Raw genomic sequence first — 25,662 nt, 5'->3', positions numbered from 1 at the left:
AACATCTTGAAAACGCATCGCATCGCACTCATTCCCGGAGACGGCATCGGCAAAAGCGTGACTGATGCCGCCTGGCAGGTTCTCAACACCGCAGCAAAAAGCTCCGGTTTTGCGCTTGAAGGCACCGAATTCCCCTGGTCCTGCGCCTTCTACAAGGAGACCGGCGCGATGATGCCGAAGGATGGCATCGAGACCCTGCGCGGCTTCGACGCCATTCTGCTGGGCGCGGTCGGCTGGCCAGCGGAGGTGCCGGATTCGGTATCGTTGCACGGCCTGCTTCTGCCGATCCGCAAGGCATTTGTGCAATACGCCAATATCCGCCCGCACCGGCTTCTGCCCGGCGTGCAGGGACCGTTGAAAGCGGATGGATTCGACATTCTCTGCATCCGCGAAAATACCGAAGGTGAATATTCCGGTGCCGGCGGACGCGTGCATCAGGGCACCGAAGACGAGGTCGCTGTCGAAACCTCCATCTTCACCCGCAAGGGGGTGGAACGCATCCTGCGCTTCGGCTTCGAGCAGGCGCAAAAGCGTCGCGGCAAGTTGGCTTCCGTCACCAAATCCAACGCCCAGAAATATTCGATGGTGTTCTGGGACGAGGTGACGCAAAAGCTCGCCGCCGAATATCCGGATGTTGAAGTTTCCAGTTATCATATCGACGCCATGGCGGCGCGCATGGTGATGGCGCCGGAAAGCCTTGATGTCGTGGTCGCCTCAAACCTCTTCGGCGATATTCTGACCGATCTCGGCGCAGCCATTCAGGGCGGCCTGGGTTTTGCCGCCTCCGCCAATATCAATCCCAACCGCACGGCACCCTCCATGTTCGAGCCGGTGCACGGTTCGGCCCCTGACATCGCCCATCTTGGCATTGCCAACCCCATCGCCGCCATCTGGTCCGGCGCCATGATGCTGGAGCATCTGGGTGAGGCGGATACGGCCAGGCGGGTCATGGCGGCGCTGGAAAAGGCGACCGGCCAGGGCATTGGCACCGTGCCGGGCAAGGACAAGACAGACGTAATAACTGCCGCAGTTCTCGCGGCTCTCGACTGATTTCGGAGACAGATAATGCAGGGCTTGAAGGACAAGGAACTCTTTCGCCAGATGGGTTTGATCGGCGGGGAATGGAAAGCGGCCGCATCAGGCAAGACGGTCGACGTGATCGACCCGGCGACGCAGGCGGTGATCGGCACCGTGCCGGATATGGGCAGCGTGGAAACCCGCGCGGCCATCGAAGCCGCCAACGCTGCCTTCGGGCCGTGGAAGAAGAAAACGCACGCGGAGCGCGCGGCGCTTCTGGAAAAATGGTTCGCGTTGATGATCGAACACATCGACGATCTCGGCCTGATGTTGACCATCGAACAGGGCAAGCCACTTGAAGAGGCCAAGGGCGAAATCCGTTACGGAGCATCCTTCGTCAAGTGGTTTGCGGAAGAAGGCCGACGCATCAGCGGCGGCACCATTCCCTCTCCGACGCCGGATCGCCGTATCGTGGTGCTGAAGGAGCCGGTCGGTGTCTGCGGCATCATCACACCGTGGAATTTCCCGAACGCCATGATCACCCGCAAGGTCGCACCTGCATTGGCGGCTGGCTGCACCGTGGTCATCAAGCCCTCGGAATTCACGCCCTATTCGGCCCTAGCGCTCGGCGTTCTCGCCGAACGTGCAGGCATTCCGGCTGGCGTCATCAACATCGTCACCGGCATGCCGACGGAGATCGGCAACGAGATCATGGCCAATGAGACGGTGCGGAAAATTTCCTTCACAGGCTCTACCCGTGTCGGTTCGCTGTTGATGCGCGGTGCGGCCGACAGTGTAAAACGACTGTCGCTGGAACTCGGCGGCAATGCCCCTTTCATCGTATTCGACGATGCAGATCTCGATCTCGCCATCGAAGGCGCGCTCGTTTCGAAATTCCGCAATGGCGGTCAGACCTGCGTCTGCGCCAACCGCATTCTCGTTCAGGCGAGCGTTTACGATGCATTTGCGAAAAAACTGGCTGATCGCGTCGATGCCATGCGTGTCGGACCCGGAACGGAACTGGGTGTTTCCATCGGTCCGATGATCAATGAGCCGGCAATCGCCAAAATCCGCGCGCATATCGATGACGCCGTTTCCAAGGGCGCCGAGATCATTACCAAGCCTCATGATCTGCCTGAAGGTTCGCAATATACCGCACCGGTGGTGCTGACGGGCGCAACAACCGCCATGCGGCTGGCGAGCGAAGAGACCTTCGGGCCAGTCGCCCCGCTCTTCCGCTTCGAGACGGAAGAGGAGGCGATTGCGATCGCCAACGGCACGCCATTCGGCCTTGCCGCCTACTTCTATACTGAAAGCCTCAAACGCGCCTGGCGCGTGGGCGAGGCGCTGGAGTTCGGCATGGTCGGCCTCAATACCGGCGCGATCTCCACCGAAGTCGCCCCCTTCGGCGGCGTCAAGCAATCCGGCCTCGGCCGCGAAGGCGCACAGGTCGGCATCGAGGAATATCTGGAAATGAAGACGTTCCACATCGGTGGACTTGCCTGAAGACTGTTTCTTTCTCCCCGCCTAAAGGGCCGCTCTGCGGCCCTTCTTTTTTGGTGCGAAATTGAAAAGCAGCATTCCCAGGGGTGGAAGAAAAATCCGGAGGCATGAATTGGTTTGGCAAAGCCACGGCATTCACGTGTCGCGACCTCCGAATAGATCCGGGTCCAGCGCGATCACGTCATTGATCGTAAAAGACTATTCACCGTGCAGGAGCGCAGTGGCTGGATGCCAGATCAAGTCCGGCATGATGAAGAAATGAACTAACGCGCTACTGAATCTTATCCAGCATCTTGTAATAAAGCCCCACCAAGGGAAGAAACCAGGGCTTGCCGAAATGGCCAGGCACCGCCGGCCAGTCCATCCCCTTCAGCGGGTTGTTGTCCGGGCGGCCCAGAATGGCGTCAGCCATGATCATGCCCAGATGGGTGGAAAGCTGGGCGCCGTGGCCGGAATAGCCCATGGCGTACCAGACGCCATCATGGAAACCGGCGCGGGGATAACGGTCCTTGGTCATATCAACCAGTCCGCCCCAGCAATAATCGATCGGCACATGCGCAAGCTGCGGGAATATGCGGTGCAGGCTATCCATCAGGATCGCGCCACTTTTGGCATCCGAACGCTGGTCCGATGTCGTGGAAAAGCGCGCGCGGCCGCCGAAGATCAACCGGTTGTCCGGTGCGAGGCGGAAATAATTGCCGATATTCATGGTGTTGACGTAGGTGCGGTTACCCGGGACGGACGCCTTGATCTCGGCATCCGTCAACGGCCGCGTGGCGATGATGAAACTGCCGACTGCGATGATGCGGCGGCGGAAATAGCCGAAGCCGGAGGGCGTGTAGGCGCCCGTTGCCACCAGAACATTATCGGCAGTGACCTTGCCGCGCGCCGTTTCCAGCGTGTGTGTCTTGTCGTTCTGAGTATGTTTCGTCACCGCCGCATTTTCGAAGATGACCGCGCCATGGCGGCTGGCGGCCTGCGCAAGGCCGGCCACATAGCGGCCCATATGCATCATGGCGCTCTTCTTGGACAGCATGGCGCCATAAAAGGGAGAGCCGATTTCCGCCTTGAGATCGTCAACCGACAGAAGAGCCGTATCGGGATCCACCTCGGCATGAACAGCCTCGAAATTCTTCGCCAGACTTTCGAAATGCTGCGGTTTCGAAGCCATTTTCAGCTTGCCGGCGCGGCGGAAATTACAATCGATCCCTTCCTCGGCGATCAGGCTTTCCAGCGTGTCGATCGAGGCATCCAGCGCCTTGTAGAGCGCGATGGCGCGCTCCTTACCGAGTTCCGCCTTGGCGGAGAGGTAGGAGTGGGCCAGCCCGTTGTTGAGGTGGCCGCCATTGCGCCCGGAAGCACCCCAGCCGACGCGCTGTCCTTCAAGAACAACCACGCGCGCGCCCGCTTTTGCCAGCTGGCGCGCAGCACCCAGACCCGTGAAGCCGCCACCAATGACGGCCACATCGTAATGGCCCTCGACAGGACCTTGCGCCGCCCCCGCAAACAGGGGCGCCGTGTCGTGCCAATAGGAGACGAGCTTCATGATCCGGTCCTTCCTTACAGTCCAACGACGCCCGCAAGACCGGAAATATCGGAGATCTCCGTATAACCGTAATAGGGGTTTGCCGGTTCGTGACCGCGGTTGACCCAGACCTTGTTCTTGATGCCGAGATCGTGCGCGGACATCAGGTCGTAGCGGAAGGAGGACGAGACGTGCAGAATATCTTCCGGGCCGCAGCCGAGCATGTCGAACAAATATTCGAAAGCCTTGAAATGCGGCTTGTAGGCCTGCGCCTGTTCGGCAGTATAGACAGCATGGAACGGCGCGCCAAGCTTTTCCACATTCGACATGATCTGCGAATTCATGGCGTTAGACAGAATGACCAGCGGAATTTCCTTGGCAACCTTCGCCAGACCGGCCGGAACGTCCGCATGCGGACCCCATGTCGGAACGCGCTCATACACCATTACCGCATCTTCGTCCTTGAAGGCCACACCGTTGCGCTTGCAGGTGCGCGACAGGGCGTTATGGACGACTTCGGCGTAAGGCTTCCAGTCATGCATGACCTCGTCCAGGCGATAGGCAGAGAAGTCCTTGATGAATTGCTGCATCTCGGCCTCGCCCAGACGATCACCATAGAGATCGCGGGCAGCTTCTGCCATCTGGAAATGAATCAGCGTACCGTGGCAATCGAAAGTGATGTATTTCGGGCGGAAGATGGTCATGTCGTCGTCGTCCTTGCTTGGGGATGGGTGGTGGCTGCAATAACAAGATCATAGAGGCCTTTGCCCGGTCGACGCACTGCAATTGCCATTCGCGAAAGCAGATTGTTGCGTATGCAGCCGCCAGTTTGGCAGAGAGTTGCGTGCGACAAAACCGGAAGCCGCCGCCCACCCCCGTTCTGCGGATGGAAGCAGATGATGTGCGGCATAAGATGCGGCGGCGGGTAAAAGCAACAGTGAAACATATCGAACCTTGCCATTCGTCGGGACAATGTTCTTTTGCCGTCGGTCTATCAATGAACATGAAGAATAAAACGGAGTTGGGCCATGCAAGCCAGCCTCATCGATATCCAGAAATTTGAGCCGCAACACCTCGACGCCGCCGTCGAGCTTTCCCGCCAGGCCGGTTGGCCACACCGCCGGGAAGACTGGGCGCTCGTCCTTTCACTGAGCAAGGGTTTCGTCGCTATCGAAAACGGTCGCGTCGTCGGAACCGCAATGGCCACGCTTCTCGGAGACACCTGCGCCACCGTCAACATGGTGATCGTGGACGAGGCCATGCGCGGCCGTGGTCTCGGACGCAAGCTGATGCAGGCGGTCGTCGATGCTGCGGAAAATCGCGAGTGCCGTCTGACCGCCACCGCTGAAGGCCTCCCCCTCTATCAGAAGATGGGGTTCGTCGCATGCGGCGAGGTGCGTCAGCACCAGGGAATTCCTACGGCCGCCGATAAGCCCGCCAATGTGGCATGGGCAGAAACGATTGTACCGGCCGAGCTAGCCGCACTCGACGCGCAGGCATTCGGTGCGGATCGTACGGCACTCTTTACCGAGCTTGCGGATAGGGCACGGTTTGCGGTGGTTCAACAGCATGGCGCCATCATGGGCTTTGCAGGCCTTCGCGCCTTTGGCCGTGGTGAAGTCATCGGCCCGATTGTGGCGGAAACTGCTGAAATCGCAAAGGATTTGATTGCCTTCGTGGTTTCCGAGCGCCCCGGCGCATTCCTGCGCGTAGACACCACCACCGAGACGGGACTTGGTCCCTGGCTTGCCGAATACGGTCTTGCCCATGTCGGTGGCGGCATCGCCATGCGCCGGCCGAAGGCGGAAACCTCTGCCGACAAAAAACTGAAAACATTCGCGTTGACCAGCCAGGCGCTGGGCTGAATCCGGAGAGACCCATGTTAAGCAATTCACTGATCGAGCTCGACCGCGCCCATCTGGTGCACCCTGTCTCTTCCTTCCGCGGCCATGAAAAGCTTGGCGTTCGCGTGCTGAAATCGGCAAAGGGTGCCACGATTACCGACATGACCGGCCACCAGCTGATCGACGGTTTTGCCGGCCTCTGGTGCGTCAATGCAGGCTATGGCCATGACAGCATCGTGGAAGCGGCGGCAAAGCAGATGCGTGAACTGCCCTATGCCACTGCCTATTTCGACATTGGCAGCGAACCCGCCATCCGCCTGGCCTCCGAACTCGCCGACCGCGCGCCCGGCGATCTCAACCACGTCTATTTCACGCTTGGCGGATCCGACGCGGTGGACAGCACCATCCGCTTCATCCGCTATTACTGGCACGCCAAAGGCCAGCCGCAGCGCGACCAGTTCATTTCCATCGAACAGGGTTATCACGGCTCCACCACCGCCGGTTCAGGCCTGACTGCGCTGCCTGCCTTCCATGCAGGTTTTGGCGTGCCTCACGACTGGCAGCACAAAATTCCGTCTCACTATGCCTATCGCAATCCGGTCGGCAGCGACCCCGCCGCCATCATCGCCTCTTCCCTGCAAATCCTGAAGGACAAGATCGAGGCTATCGGCCCGGAGCGGGTCGCCGCCTTTTATGCAGAGCCCATTCAGGGCTCCGGTGGCGTTCTGGTGCCGCCGCCTGGCTGGATCAAGGCCATGCGAGAACTCTGCCGTTCCTACGGCATTCTCTTCGTTGCCGACGAAGTGATCACCGGCTTCGGCCGCACGGGACCACTGTTTGCCTGTGCCGACGAAGATATCGTGCCGGACTTCATCACGGCCGCCAAGGGTCTGACTTCGGGCTATGTGCCGATGGGCGCCGTCTTCATGGCCGACCATGTTTATGATACAATAGCCGACTTCGCCGGCGATGCCGCGGTCGGGCACGGTTATACCTATTCCGCCCATCCCGTCAGTGCCGCCGTTGGTCTCGAAGTGCTGAAACTTTACGAGGGCGGGCTGCTGGAAAACGGCCGGCGCGCCGGTCAGCGGCTGATGGCCGGGCTGGAAGGATTGAGAAGCCATCCGCTGGTCGGCGATGTGCGCGGCCGGGGCATGCTCGCCGCTATCGAACTCGTGACCGACAAAGAGAAGAAAACCCCGCTGCCGGCTGCGGCGGCCCCTGCACGCAAGGTTTTTGACCGCGCCTGGGAAAACGGCCTCATCGTGCGCGCCTTCGCCAACGGCATCCTCGGCTACGCGCCGCCGCTGTGTTGCACCGATGACGAGATCGACGCCATTATTGAGCGGACGCGGAAAACCCTCGACCAGACGCTCGAGGACCCGGCAGTGCGGGCCGCCATGGCCTGAGGCGAACAGTGGATGGCGTTGCGGCACCTTCTCGAAATGTCGCAACGCCGCACATATTCGCAATATTCTGCCGAAGACCCGATCCTTTTCGGAGAATCCGGCGCGCTGGAACTGCCAAACTATCAACAGAAAAAGCACTAAACGCCATAAAAAAGGGCGTTAGCGAGAATGGGAACGGGGCAAGGATCCCGTCCGGGAACAGAATAAAATGCCGCAGCCTTCCCAATGGCTCTGCGCGGCAAAGCGGAGACCGACATTGCCCAAGAAACTGAGCGACTTCAAATATATGAGCTTCGACGTGGTGGGAACTCTCATCGATTTCGAAGGTGGCTTGAAATCGACCCTGATCCAGATCGGCGCTGAAAACGGCGTTGAGGTCGACGGTGAAAAGGCGCTTAGCCTTTACCGCGCGGCGCGTTACTCCGACGCCACAGATCTGTTTCCGGACGATCTCGTCCGCGTCTACCTGATCATCGCTCCGGAACTCGGTTTGCCGGCGGAGCGCGCTCTGGGTGAGCGCCTGCGCGACGCGGCAAAAAACTGGAAAGGCTTTGAAGACAGTCGCGCCGCGATGGCCGAGCTTGCAAAGACGCATCGTCTCATTGCCATGACCAACGCCCAGCGCTGGGCCTTCGAGTATTTCTCGAAGGAACTCGGTAGTCCCTTTTACGCCGCTTTCACAGCGGATGATACCGGCACGGAGAAGCCGGATCCCGCATTCTTCGAGAAGGTTTTCGCCTTCGTTGAAAGCGAAGGCGCATCGAAGGACGACATTCTGCACGTTGCGCAGAGCCAGTACCACGATATCGGCATTTCACGGAAACTCGGGATGACCAATTGCTGGATAGAGCGCCGCCACGCCCAGAAGGGATATGGCGGCACCATCGAGCCGGAGAACTTTACCGAACCGGACTACCACTTCACCTCGATGGCCGGCCTTGCCGAGGCCACGAGACACTCCGGCCGCTGAACCGCCTGTGGCATGACGCGCACTGGGGCGTGGATGCCGAAAATTACTGCAGATGCCATTTCAACAAATCATACAAAAGGGGAAGACCATGAGTGACAGGATTACAAATTGGACCCGCTCTGACGATGCCGCCGTTGAACAGGCTATCCGTCGCGGCGCGACGCGGCGAGAGCTGCTTCACATGATGCTGGCCGGCGGCGTAGCACTTTCCGCCGGTTCGGCCATTCTCGGCCGCGCCTCGCAGGCGCTGGCGGCCACTCCCGTTTCCGGCGGCACGCTGAAGGCGGCCGGCTGGTCCTCTTCCACGGCCGACACGCTCGATCCCGCAAAAGCCTCGCTCTCGACGGATTACGTTCGTTGCTGCGCGCTCTATAACCGGCTGAGCTTCCTCGATGTTTCCGGCACGCCCCAGATGGAACTGGCCGAATCCATCGAAACGAAGGACGCCAAGACCTGGACCGTGAAGCTGCGTTCCGGCGTCACCTTCCATGACGGCAAGGCACTGACCGCCGATGACGTGGTCTATTCGCTGAAGCGTCACCTTGACCCGGCCGTCGGTTCGAAGGTCGCCAAGATCGCCGCCCAGATGACCGGCTTCAAGGCGATCGACAAGAGCACCGTCGAGATCACGCTGGCAAACGCGAATGCAGACCTGCCGGCCATCCTGGCATTGCATCACTTCATGATAGTTGCCGATGGCGCGACCGATTTCTCCAAGGGGAACGGCACCGGTGCCTTCAAGCTGGAGAAATTCGAACCCGGCGTCCGCTCGATCATGTCGAAAAACACCAATTACTGGAAACAGGGTGGTCCGCACGTCGATAGCTTCGAATTTTTCGCGATTGCCGAAGACAATGCCCGCGTTAACGCCCTCATTTCGGGCGATATCCACCTCGCAGCGGCTATCAATCCGCGTTCGCTGCGCCTGCTCGACAAGCAGGAAGGCATCGTTCTGTCAAAGGGAACGTCCGGCAACTACACCAACCTCAATATGCGGCTGGACCAGACGCCCGGCAACAATGCCGATTTCATCGCCGGCATGAAGTCGATCGTCAACCGCGAGCAGATCGTCAAGGCGGCTTTGCGTGGCCTCGGTGAAGTCGGTAACGACCAGCCCGTGCCGCCCATGAGTCCCTACCACAATCCGGACCTCAAGCCGAAGGCCTTCGATCCTGATAAGGCGAAGTTCCACTTTGAAAAAGCGGGTCTTATCGGTCAGTCTATCCCCGTCATCACCTCGGATGCTGCAAACTCTGCCGTGGACATGGCGATGATCATCCAGGCGTCGGCCGCAGAAATCGGTGTAAAGCTGGATGTGCAGCGCGTTCCCTCGGACGGTTACTGGAGCAATTACTGGCTCAAGGCGCCTATTCACTTCGGCAATATCAACCCGCGCCCGACCCCGGATATTCTGTTCTCGCTGCTTTACGCCTCCGACGCGCCGTGGAACGAAAGCCAGTACAAGTCGCCGAAATTCGACAAGATGATGCTCGAAGCACGCGGCATGCTGGACATGGACAAGCGCAAGCAGATCTACTTCGAAATGGAAAAGATGATCGCCGACGAAGCCGGCACCATCATTCCCGCCTATATCACCAATGTCGACGCCATCACCTCCAAGCTGAAGGGTCTGGAAGCCAATCCGCTCGGCGGCATGATGGGTTACGCGTTTGCTGAATACGTCTGGCTCGAAGCCTGATAGACCGAGGGGCCGGGCGCCGATGCGCCCGGCAACCTTTCCGCCGGTGGGGGAAGCCTCCACAGCTGGAGCGACACTTTGAAAAACAAGCGGTTTTCGCCTGATATCTCGCTCCAGCCATATAATTTGGATCATGATGATGTCAGGTCGATCGGGCCTGAAATCATCATGATCCAGGCAGGTCGCAGGAGCATGTAAATGAACAGCCGGATACTCTCCCTTATCGCCAGGCGGCTGGTCGTCATGCTGACGACGCTGCTTATCGTATCGTTTATCGTCTTTTCCGCCACCAGCCTGCTGCCCGGCGACACGGCAACGATCCTTCTTGGCCAGTCGGCAACGCCGGAGGCCGTGGCTGGTCTGCGCACCGCCATGCATCTCGACGACCCGGCCCTTCTGCGTTTTGTCCGCTGGCTTTTTGGCCTGCTGCACGGCGAACTCGGCACGTCCTACGCCAACAATATGGCGATCGCCGACCTCATAGGCCCACGTTTCGTCAACTCCATGAAGCTTGCCGGCATCACCACTGTTATCGCCGTGCCGCTGGCCCTGACGCTCGGCATCAGCTCCGCCATGCTGCGTGGAACGCTTTATGATCGCGCCGTCACCATCCTGACCATCGGTGTCATTTCGGTGCCGGAATTCATGATCGCGACGCTCGCGGTTCTGCTGTTCGCCGTATATCTGAAGTGGCTGCCAGCCCTGTCGCTGGTCAGCGAGGTGCATACCGTGTTCGATGTGCTGCGGGTTTACGCCATGCCGGTCATCACGCTCACCTTCGTCGTGTCGGCACAGATGATCCGCATGAGCCGCGCCGCCGTCATCGAGACGCTCGATACGCCCTATGTGGAAATGGCGCTCCTGAAGGGCGCACCGCGCATGCGCATCGTCCTGCGCCACGCACTTCCCAATGCGCTTGGCCCCATCGTCAATGCGGTGGCCCTTTCGCTCTCCTATCTCGTCGGCGGCGTCATCATCGTCGAGACTATCTTCAATTATCCAGGCATCGCCAAGCTGATGGTTGATGGCGTCGCGACCCGTGATCTGCCGCTGATCCAGAGCTGCGCAATGATTTTCTGCGTCGGTTATCTCCTCCTCATCACAACCGCCGATATCATCGCCATCATGTCCAATCCGAGGCTGCGCTGATGACCGACAATATCAAAACAACTTCGGGGACCTCGCGCTTGGGTTACAAAATCAATGTCGTCGGCGTTTTCGGCTTTCTCGTCATTTTTCTCTGGGCCATGGTTGCGATCTTTGCGCCCTATCTCATCCCGCATCCCGTCGGTGAAATCGTCGATCTGGATTATTTCGGTCCGATGACCTCCGATCTCTGGCTCGGCTCCGACTATCTCGGCCGCGACGTGTTTTCCCGCATTCTCATGGGCGCGCGTTTCACGGTCGGCATTTCACTTGCGGCCGTCACGATCGCCTGCGTGTCGGGCGTCGTTCTCGGCATGAGCGCTGCCGTGGTCGGCGGCTGGTTCGATGCGGCCCTCAGCCGTTTTCTCGATGCGGTGAACTCCATTCCAAGCAAGCTTTTCGGACTTGTGGTTGTCGCTGCCGTTGGCTCCTCCATTCCTGTGCTGATCGTCACCCTGTCGGTTATCTATACGCCCGGCGCCTATCGCTTTGCCCGGGCGCTCGCCGTCAATGTCAACACCATGGATTTCGTCACCGTGGCCCGCGTGCGCGGCGAGAGCCTCTTGCACCTTATCAGCTCCGAAATCCTGCCCAACATCATCCGTCCCGTGCTGGCCGATCTCGGCGTGCGCTTTGTGTTCATCGTGCTGCTTCTGTCGGGCCTTTCCTTTCTCGGTCTTGGCCTGCAGCCGCCGAATGCAGACTGGGGTGCGCTGGTGCGTGAAAACATCGGCGGCCTGCCCTTTGCCGCGCCAGCCGTGATCTTTCCGTCGTTGGCGATTGCCAGCCTGACGATCAGCGTCAATCTGCTGATCGACAATCTGCCGCAGAAAATCCGCGACAGGAGCGAATAATGACAAATCTTGTTGAAATCCGTGGACTTAAAGTCGAGGCGACCACCGATTCCGGCCGCCGCATCCAAATCATCAGGGGTGTAGACATCGATATCGCCGATGGCGAGATCGTCGCATTGATCGGCGAAAGCGGCTCCGGCAAGACCACCATTGCACTGACATTGATGGGATATGCCCGCCCAGGCTGCCGTATTTCCGGCGGCAGCGTCACGGTGGCAGGCCGCGACATGGTACAGCTTTCCGAAATGGAACGGGCAAAGATCCGCGGTACGAAAATCTCCTACGTCCCTCAAAGCGCCGCAGCCGCCTTCAATCCGGCGCAAAAGATCATCGACCAGGTCATAGAGGTCACCCGCATCCACGATCTGATGCCGCCGCAGGAGGCGCGCCAAAGAGCGGTGGAACTGTTCAAGGCATTGTCGCTGCCCAATCCCGAAACCATCGGCGACCGTTATCCGCACCAGGTTTCCGGCGGCCAGCTTCAGCGTCTCTCCGCAGCCATGGCGCTGATCGGCAACCCGGACCTGGTCATTTTCGACGAACCGACTACGGCACTCGACGTAACGACACAGATCGAGGTTCTCCGCGCCTTCAAATCAGCGATGCGCAAGGGCGGTATCGGCGGCGTTTATGTTTCGCACGATCTCGCCGTCGTCGCCCAGATTGCCGACCGGATCGTGGTGCTGAAAGGCGGCGAGATACAGGAAACCGGCACGACCACGGATATTCTCGAGAATGCCCAGCATCCTTATACGCGGGAGTTGCTCACCGCTTTTAACGACAAGGTACGCACCGTAGCGCCGCTAAAACAAAGTGACGCGAAGCCGCTGCTGGATATCGAGAAGCTGATCGCCGGATATGGAACGAAAGGCGATGACCATATGCCGCTGGTGCGTGCGGTCGATTCCGTCAGCCTTGCAGTCTATCCCGGACGCAATCTCGGCATCATCGGCGAATCCGGTTGCGGAAAATCGACGCTGGCGCGCGCCATTGCCGGCATTCTGCCCGCCGCCAGCGGTCATGTCATCTTCGAAGGTCGGCAGCTGGATGCCGATGCCCGCCGACGCACCAGCAATCAGTTGCGCCGCATGCAGATCGTCTTCCAATATGCCGATACGGCGCTCAACCCGGCCAAATCCATCGAGGATATTCTTGGCCGGCCGCTGACCTTTTATCACGGCATGAGAGGCAAGGCGCGCGACGCCCGGATCGACCAGTTGCTGGATATGGTGAAGCTGCCGCGCTCGGTTCGCCACCGCCATCCTTCCGGTCTGTCGGGCGGACAGAAGCAACGCGTCAACTTCGCCCGCGCACTCGCAGCAGAACCATCGCTCATCATTTGCGATGAAATTACGTCGGCGCTTGATACGGTCGTCGCAGCCGCGATCATCGACCTGCTCGGCGAACTCCAGCGAGAGCTGAACCTCTCCTACATCTTCATCAGCCACGATCTCTCTGTGGTGGAAACCATCTGCGACGAAATCGTCGTGATGTATGGCGGGCAGAAAGTGGAGCATCTGGCAACGGAAGCGATCAAGTCGCCGACCCATCCCTATTCGAAGCTCCTGTTCTCCTCGGTACCGAAGCTCGACCCGAAATGGCTCGACAATCTTCAGCAGGATGCAGAGTTGGTGCGGGCGTTTTCCAAGAGGTGACAACATCACTTTCGTCATCCTCGGGCTCGTCCCCAGGATGACGTTGAGTACGAAGCGACGTATCTCGATACTCTGGCGCCCCTGCAAAGGGACGTCTTCCACCTCAAAGCGGAAACAGGCTGGTCAGCGGCATATGCGATTTGATGATCGGAGATTTCAGCACAACGAAGCTGAAATATTTGTCGATACCGACATCCATGTCCGTCAGCCGCTCCATGATCGACTGATATTCGACGATGCCGGAGGTGACGAATTTCAGGAGGTAATCGTAACCGCCTGAAACGAGGTGGCATTCCACGACCTGATCGATCTTTTCGATAACGCCGAGAAAACGGGCGAAGTCGATCTGGCGGTGGTTCTTGAGCGTGATCTCGGTGAATACCGTCAGCGTCTGGCCGAGCTTGTTGATGTTGATCTGTGCCGAATAACCTTCGATATAGCCCTCGGCCTGAAGCTTCTTGACGCGCATCAGGCAGGGGCTTGGCGAGAGATTGACAAGCTCCGCCAGCTCGACATTGGTGATGCGACCATTTTTCTGGAGTTCGTAAAGGATCTTGATGTCGATCCGGTCAAGTTTCATCACGTGCGGAACCCCTTTTATATTTTTTCGTGCACGCGGCATAAAATTCTGACGCGGCCATGGAAATCTTATCACATGAGCGTGCCCTGTCGACGCGGGGATGTTTTTTTCATCCAGCATAAAGAGTTGCAGACATGGCTACGAACAGCAGGAGATTCCGGCAATCGGCGCAGTCTGGCAGCGTTTACCCGGCGACCAAGGTAAATTAAGACGAATACAAGGAGCCCCACCATGCCTGCGCCGCTGCAACAGATCACGACATCACCGGAACTGCCGAAATCGGCGGACGCCGTCATTATTGGCGGCGGTATCGTCGGCGTGTTCGCAGCCTATTACCTCGCCCGGCGTGGCCTGAAAGTGGCTCTTGTCGAAAAAGGTCTTGTTGGCGCGGAGCAATCCAGCCGCAACTGGGGTTGGTGCCGGCAGCAGAACCGAGACGCCCGCGAATTGCCGATTTCAACGCAGAGCCTGACGCTCTGGGAACGGTTTGCCGCAGAAAGCGGCGAAGACACCGGTTTTCGCCGCTGCGGATTGTTCTACCTGAGCGACAACGAAGCTGAAATTGCCGGCTGGGCGCGCTGGCGCGACTTTGCCATCACCGCAGGCGTGACGACGCATATGTTGAGCGCGGATGAGGCGAGCAACCGCGGACGCGCGACTGGGAAACGCTGGAAAGGTGGCGTCTTTTCGCCAACGGACGGCACCGCCGATCCCTCGATGGCGGCCCCGGCCGTCGCGCGTGCCCTCATAAAACTGGGCGGAACGGTGCACCAGAATTGCGCCGCGCGCGGTCTGGAGACGGAAGGTGGTCGCGTTAGCGCCGTCGTTACCGAAAAAGGCACGATCCGCACCAAAACCGCCATCATGTCCGGCGGCGCCTGGGCCTCGTCCTTCTGCCGCCAGCTCGGAATTCGTTTTCCGCAAGCCGCTGTCCGCTCCTCAATCCTGTCCGTCACAGCAGGTGCGGAAGGACTGCCGGATGCGCTGCATACAAAAGCCGTTTCTGTAACACGCCGGAGCAACGGCGGTTACACGCTCGCCATCAGCGGCCTCGGTCGAATCGACCCGACCGCGCAGCAAATGCGGTTTGCACGCGAATTCGTTCCGATGTTCCTCAAGCGCTGGCGCAGCCTGCGACCGGGTGGATTGGAAGGGGTTCGCGGTGGGCACGAAACGCTGAAGCACTGGCGGCTCGATGCGCCGACGCCGATGGAACGGGTTCGTATTCTCGATCCGAAACCGAATGCCGCCGCCATCCGTGAGACCCACAAAAGGGCGCTGGAACTTCTGCCTGCACTCCGCAAAACCCAGATATCCGCTGCCTGGGCCGGCTTCATCGACAGCACGCCGGATGGTGTGCCCGCCATCGGCGAGACCAGCGAATTGCCCGGCTTCATCCTCGCCGCCGGTTTCAGCGGCCACGGTTTCGGCATCGGCCCCGGCGCTGGCCACCTGATCGCCGATATCGTGACGGGTTCAACCCCGATCGTTGACCCCGCCCCGTATCATCCCAGCCGTTTCCTTGACTCGTCATGGGGAAAGGTCGCGGATTTCTGATTGTTCTACGCAGGCCAACAGACGTATCAAAACAGCACCCGCAGGCATGACCTGCGGGTGCTGCCGTCCACCGCATTTATTCGACCGGTCAGCTTTTCGGCAGGCCAGGTGGGTTGGTTCTCGATTCCGGCAAGGCCTCTTCCGAAAGCTGCCAGCGTTCCAGTATCTTCGCGTAAGCGCCGCTCTTGATCAGATCGTTGGTGGCGAGCGTCAGCGCATCGGCCAGTCCCGAACCCTTGCGGGTGGTGATGGCGACATCCGAACGTTCCGGCCAGCCGGCGGAGAGTGTTCCGACACGCTTGATGGTCTTGTCACGCGCGGCGATGAAGACCAGCTGCGCATGCGGCTGGACGATCACATCCGCCCGCCCGGCAGAAAGCGCGACAAGCCGGGTGGCCTCGTCGTCATAATATTGCAGCTCGAGCGGCTTTAACCCGGCGGCTACATTCTCGTCATTCCATTTCAGCAGAATACGCTCCTGATTGGTGCCAGCGCCGACGATGATCTTCAGGCCCGCCGCATCCTTCGGCTCATTTATGGCGGTGATGCCGCTGTCGGACTTCACGAAAAAGCCGTGCAGGCCCTGACGATAGGTGGAGAAGTCGAACTTCTCCTTGCGCTGCTCGGTCACCCCGACATTGGAAATGACAGCATCGTATTTGCCGGAGGCAAGCCCCAGCGGCCAGTCGGCCCAGGCGACAGCAACCAGCTCAAGCTCAAGGCCGAGACTATCAGCCACCGCAAGCGCATAGTCCGGATCGGCACCCACCACGGTCTTGGCGTCCGTCGCATAGGTCGCGAGCGGTGGTCCGCCAGGTGCAACCGCGACCGTGAGTTTGCCCGGGGTGATGAACTTGAAATCTTTCGGGATGGCGGCGATGGCTGCGGGGTCTTTTTCTACCCTGATCCGGCCAGGCTGGTCTGGCGAAAGATCGAAGACATCAGTTGCGAAAGCCGACCCGAAAGCGGCGACAGAGAGAAAAACGCCGAACGTGACTGTGGCAAGACGAGAGGTGAGTGCCATTCTGGCTCCCCGATAAAATGAATTGCGGGACGGAGGTAGCGCGGACGGGAGGAGGCCCGCGCTACCGGCTGAGTGATGTCCCACCTTCAACTCAGCTTTGTGGAAACTCAGCTTTCTGGGAGCAAACCAGCACTCAGCTCTTGGGCAGACCGGGTGGATTGGTGCGGGATTCGGTGATGGCTTCAGAACCGAGGTTCCAGCGGGCGAGAACCTTGCCGTAGTTGCCGTTCTTGATCTGGGCGTTCAGTGCCGCCGTGATGGCTGCGGCAATTCCGGCATCCTTTTTGGAGGCAACGGCGATTTCCGCCGCTTCCGGCCAACCGCCGGAGAAGGTACCAACGAGCTTGGTCTTCTTCTGGCTTGCTGCCTGGAAGGCTGACGTCGCGTTGGGGCCGAGATAGGCGTCCGCGCGGCCGGATTGCAGGGCGACATCGAGCACGGCCTGATCGTCGTAATATTGCACATCGGTGTCGGCCAGACCCTTGGCCTTGTTGTCCTTGATCCATTTCAGCAGGATCTGCTCCTGATTGGTGGCAGCGCCGACGATAACCTTCAACCCGGCAACATCCTCGGGCTTACTGATGCTCGTCACCTTGCTGTTGCTGCCCACGTAAAAGCCGAGCAGGTCATTGCGGTAGCTGGAGAAGTCGAATTTTTCCTTACGGGCTTCCGTCACCGTGATGTTGGAGGTGACGGCATCATATTTGCCGGAGGTGAGGCCCAGCGGCCAATCGGCCCAGGCGATGGGAACTAGCTGAAGTTCAAGGCCAAGACTGTCAGCAACCAGCTGGGCGATATCCGGCTCCACGCCAATAGGCGTTTTCGTATCGCTGGCATAATCGACTAGCGGCAGCCGGAAAGGCACGGTCGCGACCGTCAACTTTCCATCCGCGACGAACTTGTGGCCAGCGGGCAGAAGCTTGATCGCTTCTTCCACCTTCTCGGCGCGCACTCGCCCCTTCTGCTCCGGCGACAGGTCGATTTCCTGCGCATGCGCAGCCGGTATCAGCGCGGTGGTAGCGGTGAAAAGACCGCCTGCAAGGAACGACAATAATTTCGATGAAAAAGCCATGCGAGTGTTTCCTTTGTTGTTTTGATTAGAGAACTTTTGCGAGGAATTCGGCGGTGCGGGGATGTTCAGGGCTGTTGAACACCTGGTCCGGCGTGCCTGTTTCGATGATGCGGCCCTGTTCCATGAAGACGACCCTGTCGGAGACTTCACGGGCAAAACCGATTTCATGGGTAACGATGATGAGCGTGACGCCGGAGCGGGAAAGCTCCTTGATGACATCAAGCACTTCGTTGACGAGTTCAGGATCGAGCGCGGATGTCGGCTCATCGAACAGTAACACCTTCGGCCGCAACGCCAGCGCCCGGGCGATCGCCACGCGTTGCTGCTGACCGCCGGAGAGCTGACGGGGATAAGCGCCAGCTTTTTCGGCAAGGCCGACGCGAGCCAGAAGATCGCGCGCCTCGGTCTGCGCCTGCTCTTTCGATATGCCACGAACGGCGATGGGTGCTTCGATGATGTTTTCAAGCGCGGTCAGATGCGGGAACAGGTTGAAGCTCTGAAACACCATGCCCACTTCGGCGCGGCGCTTGAGGATTTCCCGTTCCTTCAGCTCATAAAGCGTATCGCCCTTTTGACGATAACCGACCAGTTCACCGTCTATGGCGATAAATCCTTCATCGACGCGCTCGAGATGGTTGATGGAGCGCAGCAATGTGGACTTGCCGGAGCCGGATTGGCCGAGAATGGTGGTGACACTGCCTGCCGGAATGGAAAGGCTGATATCATCAAGCACCTTCAGCGACCCGAAGGATTTCGAAACGCCATGAATATTGACCGACCCGCCACGATTTCCGAGCTGAAAGCTCACGGCACGGGCAGGCACCGAACGCTCGGGCCTTACGGCTGTCGTGGCCACCGTTTCCACGGCTTCAGGCAAGGGTTTGCGCGGCAGGAAGGTGCGGTAAATCGTGGCGAACAATGACGGCGGCGGATTGCGCAGCGCACCGCGTGAAAAATGCCGCTCGATATGGTGCTGCACGATCGAAAGCGCCGTCAGTATCACCAGATACCAGACGGTCGCGACCATCAGCAGCGGGATCACTTCCAGATTGCGGCGATAGATGATCTGGATCGTGTAGAACAGCTCCGGCAGGGCAAGGATATAGACCTGCGAAGTCCCCTTGGCGAGGCCAATGATGTCGTTGAAGGCGGTGGGCAAGATGGAGCGCATCGCCTGCGGCAGAACAATGCGGGACGCCTGCCGCCGCCGGGGAAGGCCGAGTGCTGCGGCAGCCTCAAGCTGCCCCTGATCAACCGAGAGAATGCCGCCACGGACGATTTCGGATGCGAAGGCGGCCTGATTGAGCGTCAGCCCCAGAACGGCGGCCGCAAACGGCGTCATCAGCTGCGTGGTGTTCCAGCTGAAGAAGTTGATGCCGGTATAGGGCACACCGATCGTCACGGTCTCATAGAGATAACCGAGGTTGTTGAGGATCAGCAAAAGCACGATCAGCGGAATGGATCGAAAAATCCAGATATAGGTCCAGGATACGGCAACCAGCAGCGGCGAGCGTGAAACGCGGGCAAGCGCCAGCAGCGTTCCCAGTGCGAAGCCGAGCACCGCACCGAGCGCGGTCAGCAGCAGCGTCCGTCCTAAGCCGACCAACACCGGTTCAGCGAAAAACCATTCCGCAAAGACATCCCAGCCCCAGCGCGGATTGCCGAAAACGGAATGCAGAACGGCCGCAATGATGAGTACGGAGAAGACTGTTCCCACCGTCCGCAAGGGGTAGCGGGCCGGCACGATGCGGAAATGGGAATACCCACCCTTGATCGGTTCACCCTTCTGGTCGCTCAATGCAGCATGCGGAAAATCAGAGGCTATCGTCATCGGAAAAAGCCTTTCACGGGTGGGCCGGGGAAGAATGCGGCCGGGCCGCCGGTATCGACGCGCCTTCCGCAACGGAGGCGGAGGCGCTATCGGCAAGCCATTTTTCGAAAGGCAGCGACCTGATCGTTTCAGGATCTGCCGACGTATCGAACAACGCGCGATAACCGTTGGTGAGATATAGGCCGACCGCTTCCGGCTGGCGGAAGCCCGTGGTCAGATAGACACGGGCGTAACCCTGCCGGATCGCCTGCCGCTCAAGCTCCTGAAGCACTATTTTGGCAAGCCCCTGCCGGCGGTGGGCCGAATGCGTCCAGACCCGCTTGAACTCGGCGGTTTCCTCGTCGTAGCGCATGAAGGCACCGCCGGCGATCGCCTTGCCGCCACGCAAGAGCAGCAGGAAATTGCCCGACGGCGGGCTGAAAGCCTCCGGCGGATATTTGTTAAGTTCCGCCTTGGCGCCTTCCGCGTTGAAATATGTGCCGTAGCGGCTGTCATATTCGAACAGCAACTCCTCCAGAAGCGGGGTTGCGAGCGGATCCTTGACCGATGTGTAGAGAAAACTGTCGCTCATCTCGTTGTCCTAAACTCGTTGCATCAGGAGAGGTATGCTTCCGCCAGGCGCACCCAGAAGCGTGCCGCAGGCGCAATGATCGCATCGTTGAAATCGTAGTGAGGGCTGTGCAGTGGCGCGCTGTCGCCATTGCCGACGAAGAGATAGGAGCCCGGCCGCTCCAGAAGCATGAAGGCGAAATCCTCGCTCGCCGTTCGCGGCTGAAAGCCTTCTGCAACCTGTTCGGCTGGAAAATGCCGTTTGGCGACGTCGCGGGCAAAAGCTGTCTGCCTGATGTGATTGATGACGGGCGGGAAGCCACGGGAGTAGGTGACATCGGCGCTTGCACCGAAGCTTTCCGCCTGTGCTTTGGCAAGGGCGGGAAGCCGCTCCTCCAGTCTGTCGCGCACGGCGGGCGAAAAGGCCCGCGCGGTAATCTGCAGTTCGACACTCTCGGGAATGACGTTGGAAGCAGTTCCGCCATGGATGGAGCCTACCGTCAGCACCGCCATGTCTCGCGGGTCGATATTGCGCGATACGATGCTCTGCAAGGCGGTGACGAAGCTTGCCGAGGCAAGAACCGGATCAACCGTTTCATGCGGCGCCGCCCCGTGCCCGCCCTTGCCGATGATCCGAACCTTCGCCTTGTCGACGGAGGCCATGGCAGGCCCTTCGACAAAGCCGAATTGTCCGGTTTCGACACCCGGCCAATTGTGCAGTCCGAACACGGCATCGACGGGAAACCGCTCGAAAAGCCTGTCCTTTATCATCGCTCTAGCACCCGCACCGATTTCCTCGGCTGGCTGGAAAATCAGCGTCAGTGTGCCGGAAAAACTCGATGTTTCAGCTAGATAACGGGCAGCGGCGAGCAGGATAGTCGTGTGACCGTCATGACCGCAGGCATGCATCACACCCTGTGTCTGGCTGGCATAGGCGAGACCGGTTTCCTCGACGATGGGCAGGGCGTCGATATCGGCGCGGATACCCAGACGCTTGTCACCATGACCACGTTTCAAGGTGGCAACGACGCCATGGCCCCCGACACCCTCGGTCACCTCATATCCGAAGGAGAGGAGATAACGGGCAACGAGCGCCGCCGTGCGCTTTTCCCCAAGCGAAAGCTCCGGATGTCGGTGAAGATCGTGCCGGATGGCGATGCTTTCCTCGATGAAGGCAAGGATTCCCCGTTCGGCGTCGTCCTGCGGACGCGCGCCGTCAATGCGGATATTCATGGTTCTGGTCTCCTGCGCTGCGCTTTACCCGCACAGCACCTTGAAATTCTCTCCGGGCGGCAATGGCTGCCGCCCGACCCCGCTTTTATGCGATCGCCTTGCTGGAACCGCTTTCAGCGTGGGAATAGATGCTCTCCTTGAAAGGCAGGCCGAGATGCTCACGCAGCGTTCTGCCTTCCAGATGCGGTTCGAAATATCCGCGCCGTTGCAGCACCGGTATGACGAGGCGGATGAAATCATCCAGCCCTTCGGCAATCACCGGGAAGCCCAGAATGAAACCGTCGGCCGCATCGTGCTCCACCCAGCGGATGATCTCGTCCGCCACCTTGTCCGGAGTTCCGATGAAACCTTCGCGCGGGGTCGCCGCCTCCAGCGCCGCTTCGCGCAACGTCTGGCTCTTTTCCTTCGCACGGCGCTTGATGCGGTCGGTCGTCGAACGGAAGCTGTTCTTGCCGATCTCGCCAAGTTCGGGGAAAGGCTCATCCAGCGGATAGACACTGAAGTCGTGGTGGTCGAAGAAACGGCCGAGATAGGCGAGCGCATCCTCGATGGTGATGAGGTTGCGGATGATGTTGTATTTCGCTTCCGCCTCCTCCTGCGTCTCGCCCACAATCGGCCCGATGCCAGGGAAAATCTTCACGTCGGCAGCGGACCTGCCCTGCGCGACAGCACTCTGCTTCACGCGCTTGAGGAATGTCTGGTTTTCCTCGAGCGATGCAGAATTAGTAAAAACGGCGTCGGCATGTTTACCCGCAAGCCCGATACCGGCATCCGAAGACCCCGCCTGGAAAATCACCGGCTGCCCCTGCGGCGAACGCTGGATGTTCAGCGGACCTTCCACCTGGAAGAAGCGACCCTTGTGGCCGAGCGTGTGGAGTTTTTGCCTGTCGAAGAACTGTCCTGTCTCGCGGTTACGCACGAAGGCATCGTCGTCCCAGCTGTCCCACAGGCCCTTGATCACCTCCAGATATTCATCGGCGATCTCGTAGCGCAGCGCATGTTCGGGATGGTTGCGGCTGTAGTTTTTCGCCGTACCTTCGAGTGGCGTCGTCACTGCATTCCAGCCGGCCCTGCCACCGCTCAGAAGATCGAGCGAGGCGAACTGGCGCGCGATGGTGAAGGGCTCGCTGTAGGAGGTCGAAACCGTGCCGGCAAGACCGATCTTCGAGGTGACGGAGGCGAGCGCCGAAAGGATGGTCAAAGGCTCGAACCGGTTGAGGAAGTGCGGGATGGACTTGTCGTTGATGTAAAGCCCGTCGGCAACGAAGGCGAAGGCGATGCCGGCGGCTTCTGCCTTCAGCGCGTTCTTCCTGAAGAAATCGAAGTTGACGCTGGCATCAACAGGGCTTTTCGGGTGCCGCCAGGCGTTCATGTGCCCGCCGGGGCCCTGGAGCATGATGCCGAAACGGATTGTCTTTTTCGTCATGTCATTTCCTCCTGAGGACAAGTTCACGCGGCCCTGGAAAGGCGGTGTGTGGCCAGCAATTCGATCGAGGCGAGCCTCTGATCGGCCCCCACATGCGGCGGTTCCACGATGAATTCCTCGATACCGTGCTCATCGGAAAGCGCGCGCAGCGCCTTGTGAATATCGTCCGGCCCGCCATGCAGGACGTTGGGCTTACGCTCCTCGATGCGATAATCGGTATCGCCGGACTGGCGGGCAAATTCTTCCGCCTGTTCACGGCGGCCAAGGTTGAACGCCTTGCCGTCGCTCAGGAACACCCGGTAGATGCGCTGACCTTCCACCTGCCGCGCCGCGTGGTCGGGATCACTGGCGGCAAAGACGGAGAGGGCAAGGATCGGCGCCCTGCCGCCGCTCTCCTCACGGAAAGCCGACAGGCTGCTGCGAAGAACCTCCGGATCACCATTGAGGTGGCCGGCAAAGACGAAATTCCATCCTCTGGAAGCTGCAAGCCTTGCGCTTTCCGGGCTGGCACCGAGCAGAAACCGTTCCACCGCAACCGGCGGCACCGGTGTTGCCTGCAACCCGGCCTGCGCATGCCCCTGCGGCGCGGCACCGGAGAGAAATGTGGTAAGCTCACCAAAAGCCGTTTCGAAATCCGGCTTGCGGGCGGGATCATAGGCCTGCTGTAGGGCAGACGTCGCAAGCGGCAGCCCGCCCGGTGTCTTGCCGACGCCGAGATCGACCCGACCGGGGGCGAGCGACGACAACACGTTGAAAACCTCGGCGACCTTGTAGGGGCTGTAATGCTGCAGCATCACGCCGCCCGAGCCGACGCGGATACGAGAGGTCTTCGCCAGAATCCATGCAACCAGCGCTTCCGGCGCGGAACCGGCAAGCTCCGGCGAATTGTGATGTTCTGCCACCCAGAATCGGCGATAGCCCAGTTCTTCGGCGCGTTTGGCGAGATTGATCGTGTCGCGGAACGCGCTTGCCGCGTTCTCACCCGTTGGAACAGGGCTCTTGTCCAGCAAACTGAGAGTATACATCATCACCTCGCACGTCTTTTGATGCATACTTTGTCTACTGATTTTATATAGTAATAAAGGACGTTCGTTCCACGTTGCGACGCGATCAGAGAAAATATTGTTTCCCGCTATGGTTTCGGCAGGCGTCTTTGGCAAAGCAATCCGAAACGATGAGGAAACAGGGCGAAAAACGATGGTGTAAAGCCGCTTTGTGCATCGAGCCGGGACGAAACGGACTTGCGCGGGAATTCGGTAAAAACTACTTAGTAAGTTGAGAACACCATAACCCGGCACTCAGAAGGTGCTGGCCCTCTTTGCGGATCATGCGATGTTGACCAAAAAAGGCAAATACGGACTGAAGGCTCTTGTCGATCTGGCGCGGTTGCCCCAGGGCGAGACCGCCTTTGTGACCGAGATTGCAACCCGCAACAATATTCCGAAAAAATTTCTGGATACTATTCTTCTGGAACTGCGCAACAGCGGCATTCTGCGTTCCAAGAAGGGACCGAATGGCGGTTATTCGCTGTCGAAAATGCCATCGGAAATCATGATCGGGCAGGTCATCCGAACGCTGGACGGGCCCTTGGCCCCCATACGCTGTGCCAGCCGCACCGCTTTTGAAGCCTGCGACGACTGCGACGATCCCGAGACCTGTCAGGTCAGGGTTTCGATGACGGACGTGCGGGACGCCATCGCAACAATCCTGGACAATATGACGCTCGCACAATTCGTGGCAAAAGGCGGACAAGACGCGCAATTTATTCCGGCAGGCGAATAAGCGCCGTTTACTGCCGGCGCAGATCGTCTCCCAGGGTCGCAATCAGCCCGGATTCGCTTGCGCCATCGATAAGGCCGAGACGGGCCATTAGAATTTCCAGCGTGATGGCATTGTTGCGGACAGAGCGAAAGGTCACGCTTTCCGCCCCCACCTGCGCCGCATCGATATTGGCAGCGAGGCGGGAAATCTGTGCCTTCAGCAATTCGATTGCGAGAAATATTTCGCCGATAAGGGGGCGCGCATCACCTTCCTCGGCCAATCTGTCAATCAGCAACGCTGAAAGCTCACGCTGTTTCTCACCCAGAGCCACGGCGGCCTTCAGAAGGGTGAAGACGGAGGCTGCCAGATTTCCAGCGCCCTGCGCAAGAAACGCGACCTGATCGGCGCGCAGCAGGCCGTCCCATGATGTATCCGGGCGATTGCGCAGAACGACAAGCACGGCCTGCCCTGCCGCGTTGACTGCCGGGACAACGATCCAGTCTGCATCTGAGGTAACAGATCGGACAATGTCAGCGGGTAGCCGCAAGCCATAGTCGTCGCCAGTCAACAGAACCGCCTGATCCACGCCGGCGTCAGATGAGGCAAGCGCAAAAGTCTCGCCAAGATCGAGGCGGGCGAAGAGGGTCTTGCGCTGCTCTTCGCTACCGGCGTTCCTGATGAATTCAAGCGCCGTGAAGTGTTCGGCAAGCGCATGCGCCGCCTCCGCATCCGCCGCGGAAATAATCGAGAGAGCTTGCGAGAGAACGTCGTTTGTGATGTCCGCCCCGCCCAGATCGTTTGGAACGGAGAGGGCGAGAAGGCCGGAACGGGCAATCCGCGCGTGGATTTGTGCGGCACTTTCCACCGCGCATTTTTCGGCAATCGTCCGGGCAACGGTCAGTACATCCCCATCCGCGCCGAGACGCGGGGACACGAAACGAATTCTTTCGCCGAGCGGCGTGACAGATCCCATGCTCAACTCCCTCAAAGAATGACCCAGTGAAAGC

General features: G+C 59.5%; 22 protein-coding genes. 11 read left to right on the top strand and 11 right to left on the bottom strand.

Annotation, left to right across the window (positions count from 1 at the left end):
* The first annotated feature begins 6 nt into the window (after positions 1–6).
* Positions 7–1,050 carry a tartrate dehydrogenase gene (locus tag ACQZ5Y_RS08230; protein WP_065687789.1) on the top strand — a complete coding sequence of 348 codons (1,044 nt, stop codon included), beginning with the start codon at positions 7–9 and terminating at the stop codon, positions 1,048–1,050.
* A gap of 15 nt (positions 1,051–1,065) precedes the next feature.
* The gene (locus ACQZ5Y_RS08225; protein ID WP_174059999.1) at positions 1,066–2,523 is read left to right on the top strand and encodes an NAD-dependent succinate-semialdehyde dehydrogenase; all 1,458 of its coding nucleotides are present in this window, start codon (positions 1,066–1,068) and stop codon (positions 2,521–2,523) included.
* A gap of 268 nt (positions 2,524–2,791) precedes the next feature.
* Here ACQZ5Y_RS08225 and ACQZ5Y_RS08220 read toward each other — a convergent pair whose 3' ends face one another.
* Positions 2,792–4,066: an NAD(P)/FAD-dependent oxidoreductase gene (locus tag ACQZ5Y_RS08220; protein ID WP_111801110.1), complete on the bottom strand. Its 1,275-nt coding sequence runs from the start codon at positions 4,064–4,066 to the stop codon at positions 2,792–2,794.
* Between the two features lie 14 nt (positions 4,067–4,080).
* Entirely contained in the window at positions 4,081–4,749 is a 669-nt protein-coding gene (locus ACQZ5Y_RS08215; protein ID WP_174003467.1) for a haloacid dehalogenase type II, read from the bottom strand.
* 324 nt (positions 4,750–5,073) lie between these two features.
* Between ACQZ5Y_RS08215 and ACQZ5Y_RS08210 the strand changes: the two genes are divergently transcribed.
* From ACQZ5Y_RS08210 to ACQZ5Y_RS08180, 7 genes are all read left to right on the top strand, one after another.
* Positions 5,074–5,910 carry a GNAT family N-acetyltransferase gene (locus ACQZ5Y_RS08210; RefSeq protein ID WP_174060000.1) on the top strand — a complete coding sequence of 279 codons (837 nt, stop codon included), beginning with the start codon at positions 5,074–5,076 and terminating at the stop codon, positions 5,908–5,910.
* Between the two features lie 14 nt (positions 5,911–5,924).
* Positions 5,925–7,298, top strand: coding sequence for an aspartate aminotransferase family protein (locus ACQZ5Y_RS08205; RefSeq protein WP_174050560.1), 1,374 nt, complete (start codon positions 5,925–5,927; stop codon positions 7,296–7,298).
* A 256-nt stretch (positions 7,299–7,554) separates the two neighbouring features.
* The gene (locus ACQZ5Y_RS08200) at positions 7,555–8,268 is read left to right on the top strand and encodes an HAD-IA family hydrolase (protein ID WP_019564741.1); all 714 of its coding nucleotides are present in this window, start codon (positions 7,555–7,557) and stop codon (positions 8,266–8,268) included.
* Between the two features lie 88 nt (positions 8,269–8,356).
* Positions 8,357–9,967, top strand: a complete 1,611-nt coding sequence (locus tag ACQZ5Y_RS08195) for an ABC transporter substrate-binding protein (RefSeq protein WP_013761652.1) — start codon at positions 8,357–8,359, stop codon at positions 9,965–9,967.
* Between the two features lie 198 nt (positions 9,968–10,165).
* Positions 10,166–11,116, top strand: a complete 951-nt coding sequence (locus ACQZ5Y_RS08190; RefSeq protein ID WP_003511075.1) for an ABC transporter permease — start codon at positions 10,166–10,168, stop codon at positions 11,114–11,116.
* Positions 11,116–11,967: an ABC transporter permease gene (locus ACQZ5Y_RS08185; RefSeq protein WP_013761653.1), complete on the top strand. Its 852-nt coding sequence runs from the start codon at positions 11,116–11,118 to the stop codon at positions 11,965–11,967. The genes ACQZ5Y_RS08190 and ACQZ5Y_RS08185 overlap by 1 nt, the downstream gene beginning before the upstream one ends.
* The gene (locus tag ACQZ5Y_RS08180) at positions 11,967–13,622 is read left to right on the top strand and encodes an ABC transporter ATP-binding protein (RefSeq protein WP_174050564.1); all 1,656 of its coding nucleotides are present in this window, start codon (positions 11,967–11,969) and stop codon (positions 13,620–13,622) included. Before ACQZ5Y_RS08185 ends, ACQZ5Y_RS08180 begins: the two co-directional genes overlap by 1 nt.
* 103 nt (positions 13,623–13,725) lie before the next feature.
* Here ACQZ5Y_RS08180 and ACQZ5Y_RS08175 read toward each other — a convergent pair whose 3' ends face one another.
* Positions 13,726–14,202: an Lrp/AsnC family transcriptional regulator gene (locus ACQZ5Y_RS08175; protein WP_013761655.1), complete on the bottom strand. Its 477-nt coding sequence runs from the start codon at positions 14,200–14,202 to the stop codon at positions 13,726–13,728.
* A 231-nt stretch (positions 14,203–14,433) separates the two neighbouring features.
* On the opposite strand from ACQZ5Y_RS08175, the gene ACQZ5Y_RS08170 reads away from it, so the two are divergent.
* Entirely contained in the window at positions 14,434–15,759 is a 1,326-nt protein-coding gene (locus ACQZ5Y_RS08170) for an NAD(P)/FAD-dependent oxidoreductase (protein WP_025595541.1), read from the top strand.
* Positions 15,760–15,847: 88 nt separating this feature from the next.
* Here ACQZ5Y_RS08170 and ACQZ5Y_RS08165 read toward each other — a convergent pair whose 3' ends face one another.
* The 7 genes from ACQZ5Y_RS08165 to ACQZ5Y_RS08135 form a co-directional block, all read right to left on the bottom strand.
* Positions 15,848–16,783, bottom strand: a complete 936-nt coding sequence (locus ACQZ5Y_RS08165; RefSeq protein WP_003511082.1) for an ABC transporter substrate-binding protein — start codon at positions 16,781–16,783, stop codon at positions 15,848–15,850.
* Positions 16,784–16,916: 133 nt separating this feature from the next.
* On the bottom strand, positions 16,917–17,855 hold the full coding sequence (locus tag ACQZ5Y_RS08160) for an ABC transporter substrate-binding protein (RefSeq protein WP_013761658.1): 939 nt from the start codon (positions 17,853–17,855) through the stop codon (positions 16,917–16,919).
* 25 nt (positions 17,856–17,880) lie between these two features.
* Positions 17,881–19,686, bottom strand: a complete 1,806-nt coding sequence (locus tag ACQZ5Y_RS08155; protein WP_174060001.1) for an amino acid ABC transporter permease/ATP-binding protein — start codon at positions 19,684–19,686, stop codon at positions 17,881–17,883.
* 13 nt (positions 19,687–19,699) lie between these two features.
* Positions 19,700–20,257: a GNAT family N-acetyltransferase gene (locus ACQZ5Y_RS08150; protein WP_003511088.1), complete on the bottom strand. Its 558-nt coding sequence runs from the start codon at positions 20,255–20,257 to the stop codon at positions 19,700–19,702.
* A 23-nt stretch (positions 20,258–20,280) separates the two neighbouring features.
* On the bottom strand, positions 20,281–21,468 hold the full coding sequence (locus tag ACQZ5Y_RS08145) for a M20 aminoacylase family protein (protein WP_174050569.1): 1,188 nt from the start codon (positions 21,466–21,468) through the stop codon (positions 20,281–20,283).
* 85 nt (positions 21,469–21,553) lie between these two features.
* Positions 21,554–22,894 carry an LLM class flavin-dependent oxidoreductase gene (locus tag ACQZ5Y_RS08140; RefSeq protein WP_112674695.1) on the bottom strand — a complete coding sequence of 447 codons (1,341 nt, stop codon included), beginning with the start codon at positions 22,892–22,894 and terminating at the stop codon, positions 21,554–21,556.
* A gap of 23 nt (positions 22,895–22,917) precedes the next feature.
* Positions 22,918–23,922, bottom strand: a complete 1,005-nt coding sequence (locus tag ACQZ5Y_RS08135; protein WP_035251488.1) for an LLM class flavin-dependent oxidoreductase — start codon at positions 23,920–23,922, stop codon at positions 22,918–22,920.
* A gap of 304 nt (positions 23,923–24,226) precedes the next feature.
* Between ACQZ5Y_RS08135 and ACQZ5Y_RS08130 the strand changes: the two genes are divergently transcribed.
* On the top strand, positions 24,227–24,676 hold the full coding sequence (locus ACQZ5Y_RS08130) for an RrF2 family transcriptional regulator (RefSeq protein WP_003511094.1): 450 nt from the start codon (positions 24,227–24,229) through the stop codon (positions 24,674–24,676).
* A gap of 7 nt (positions 24,677–24,683) precedes the next feature.
* On the opposite strand, the gene ACQZ5Y_RS08125 is transcribed toward ACQZ5Y_RS08130, so the two are convergent.
* Positions 24,684–25,628, bottom strand: a complete 945-nt coding sequence (locus ACQZ5Y_RS08125) for an acyl-CoA dehydrogenase family protein (protein ID WP_174060002.1) — start codon at positions 25,626–25,628, stop codon at positions 24,684–24,686.
* Positions 25,629–25,662: the final 34 nt, after the last annotated feature.

The organism is Agrobacterium sp. A3-95 (assembly GCF_053521785.1).
This window is presented reverse-complemented; position numbering and strand designations above follow the sequence as displayed.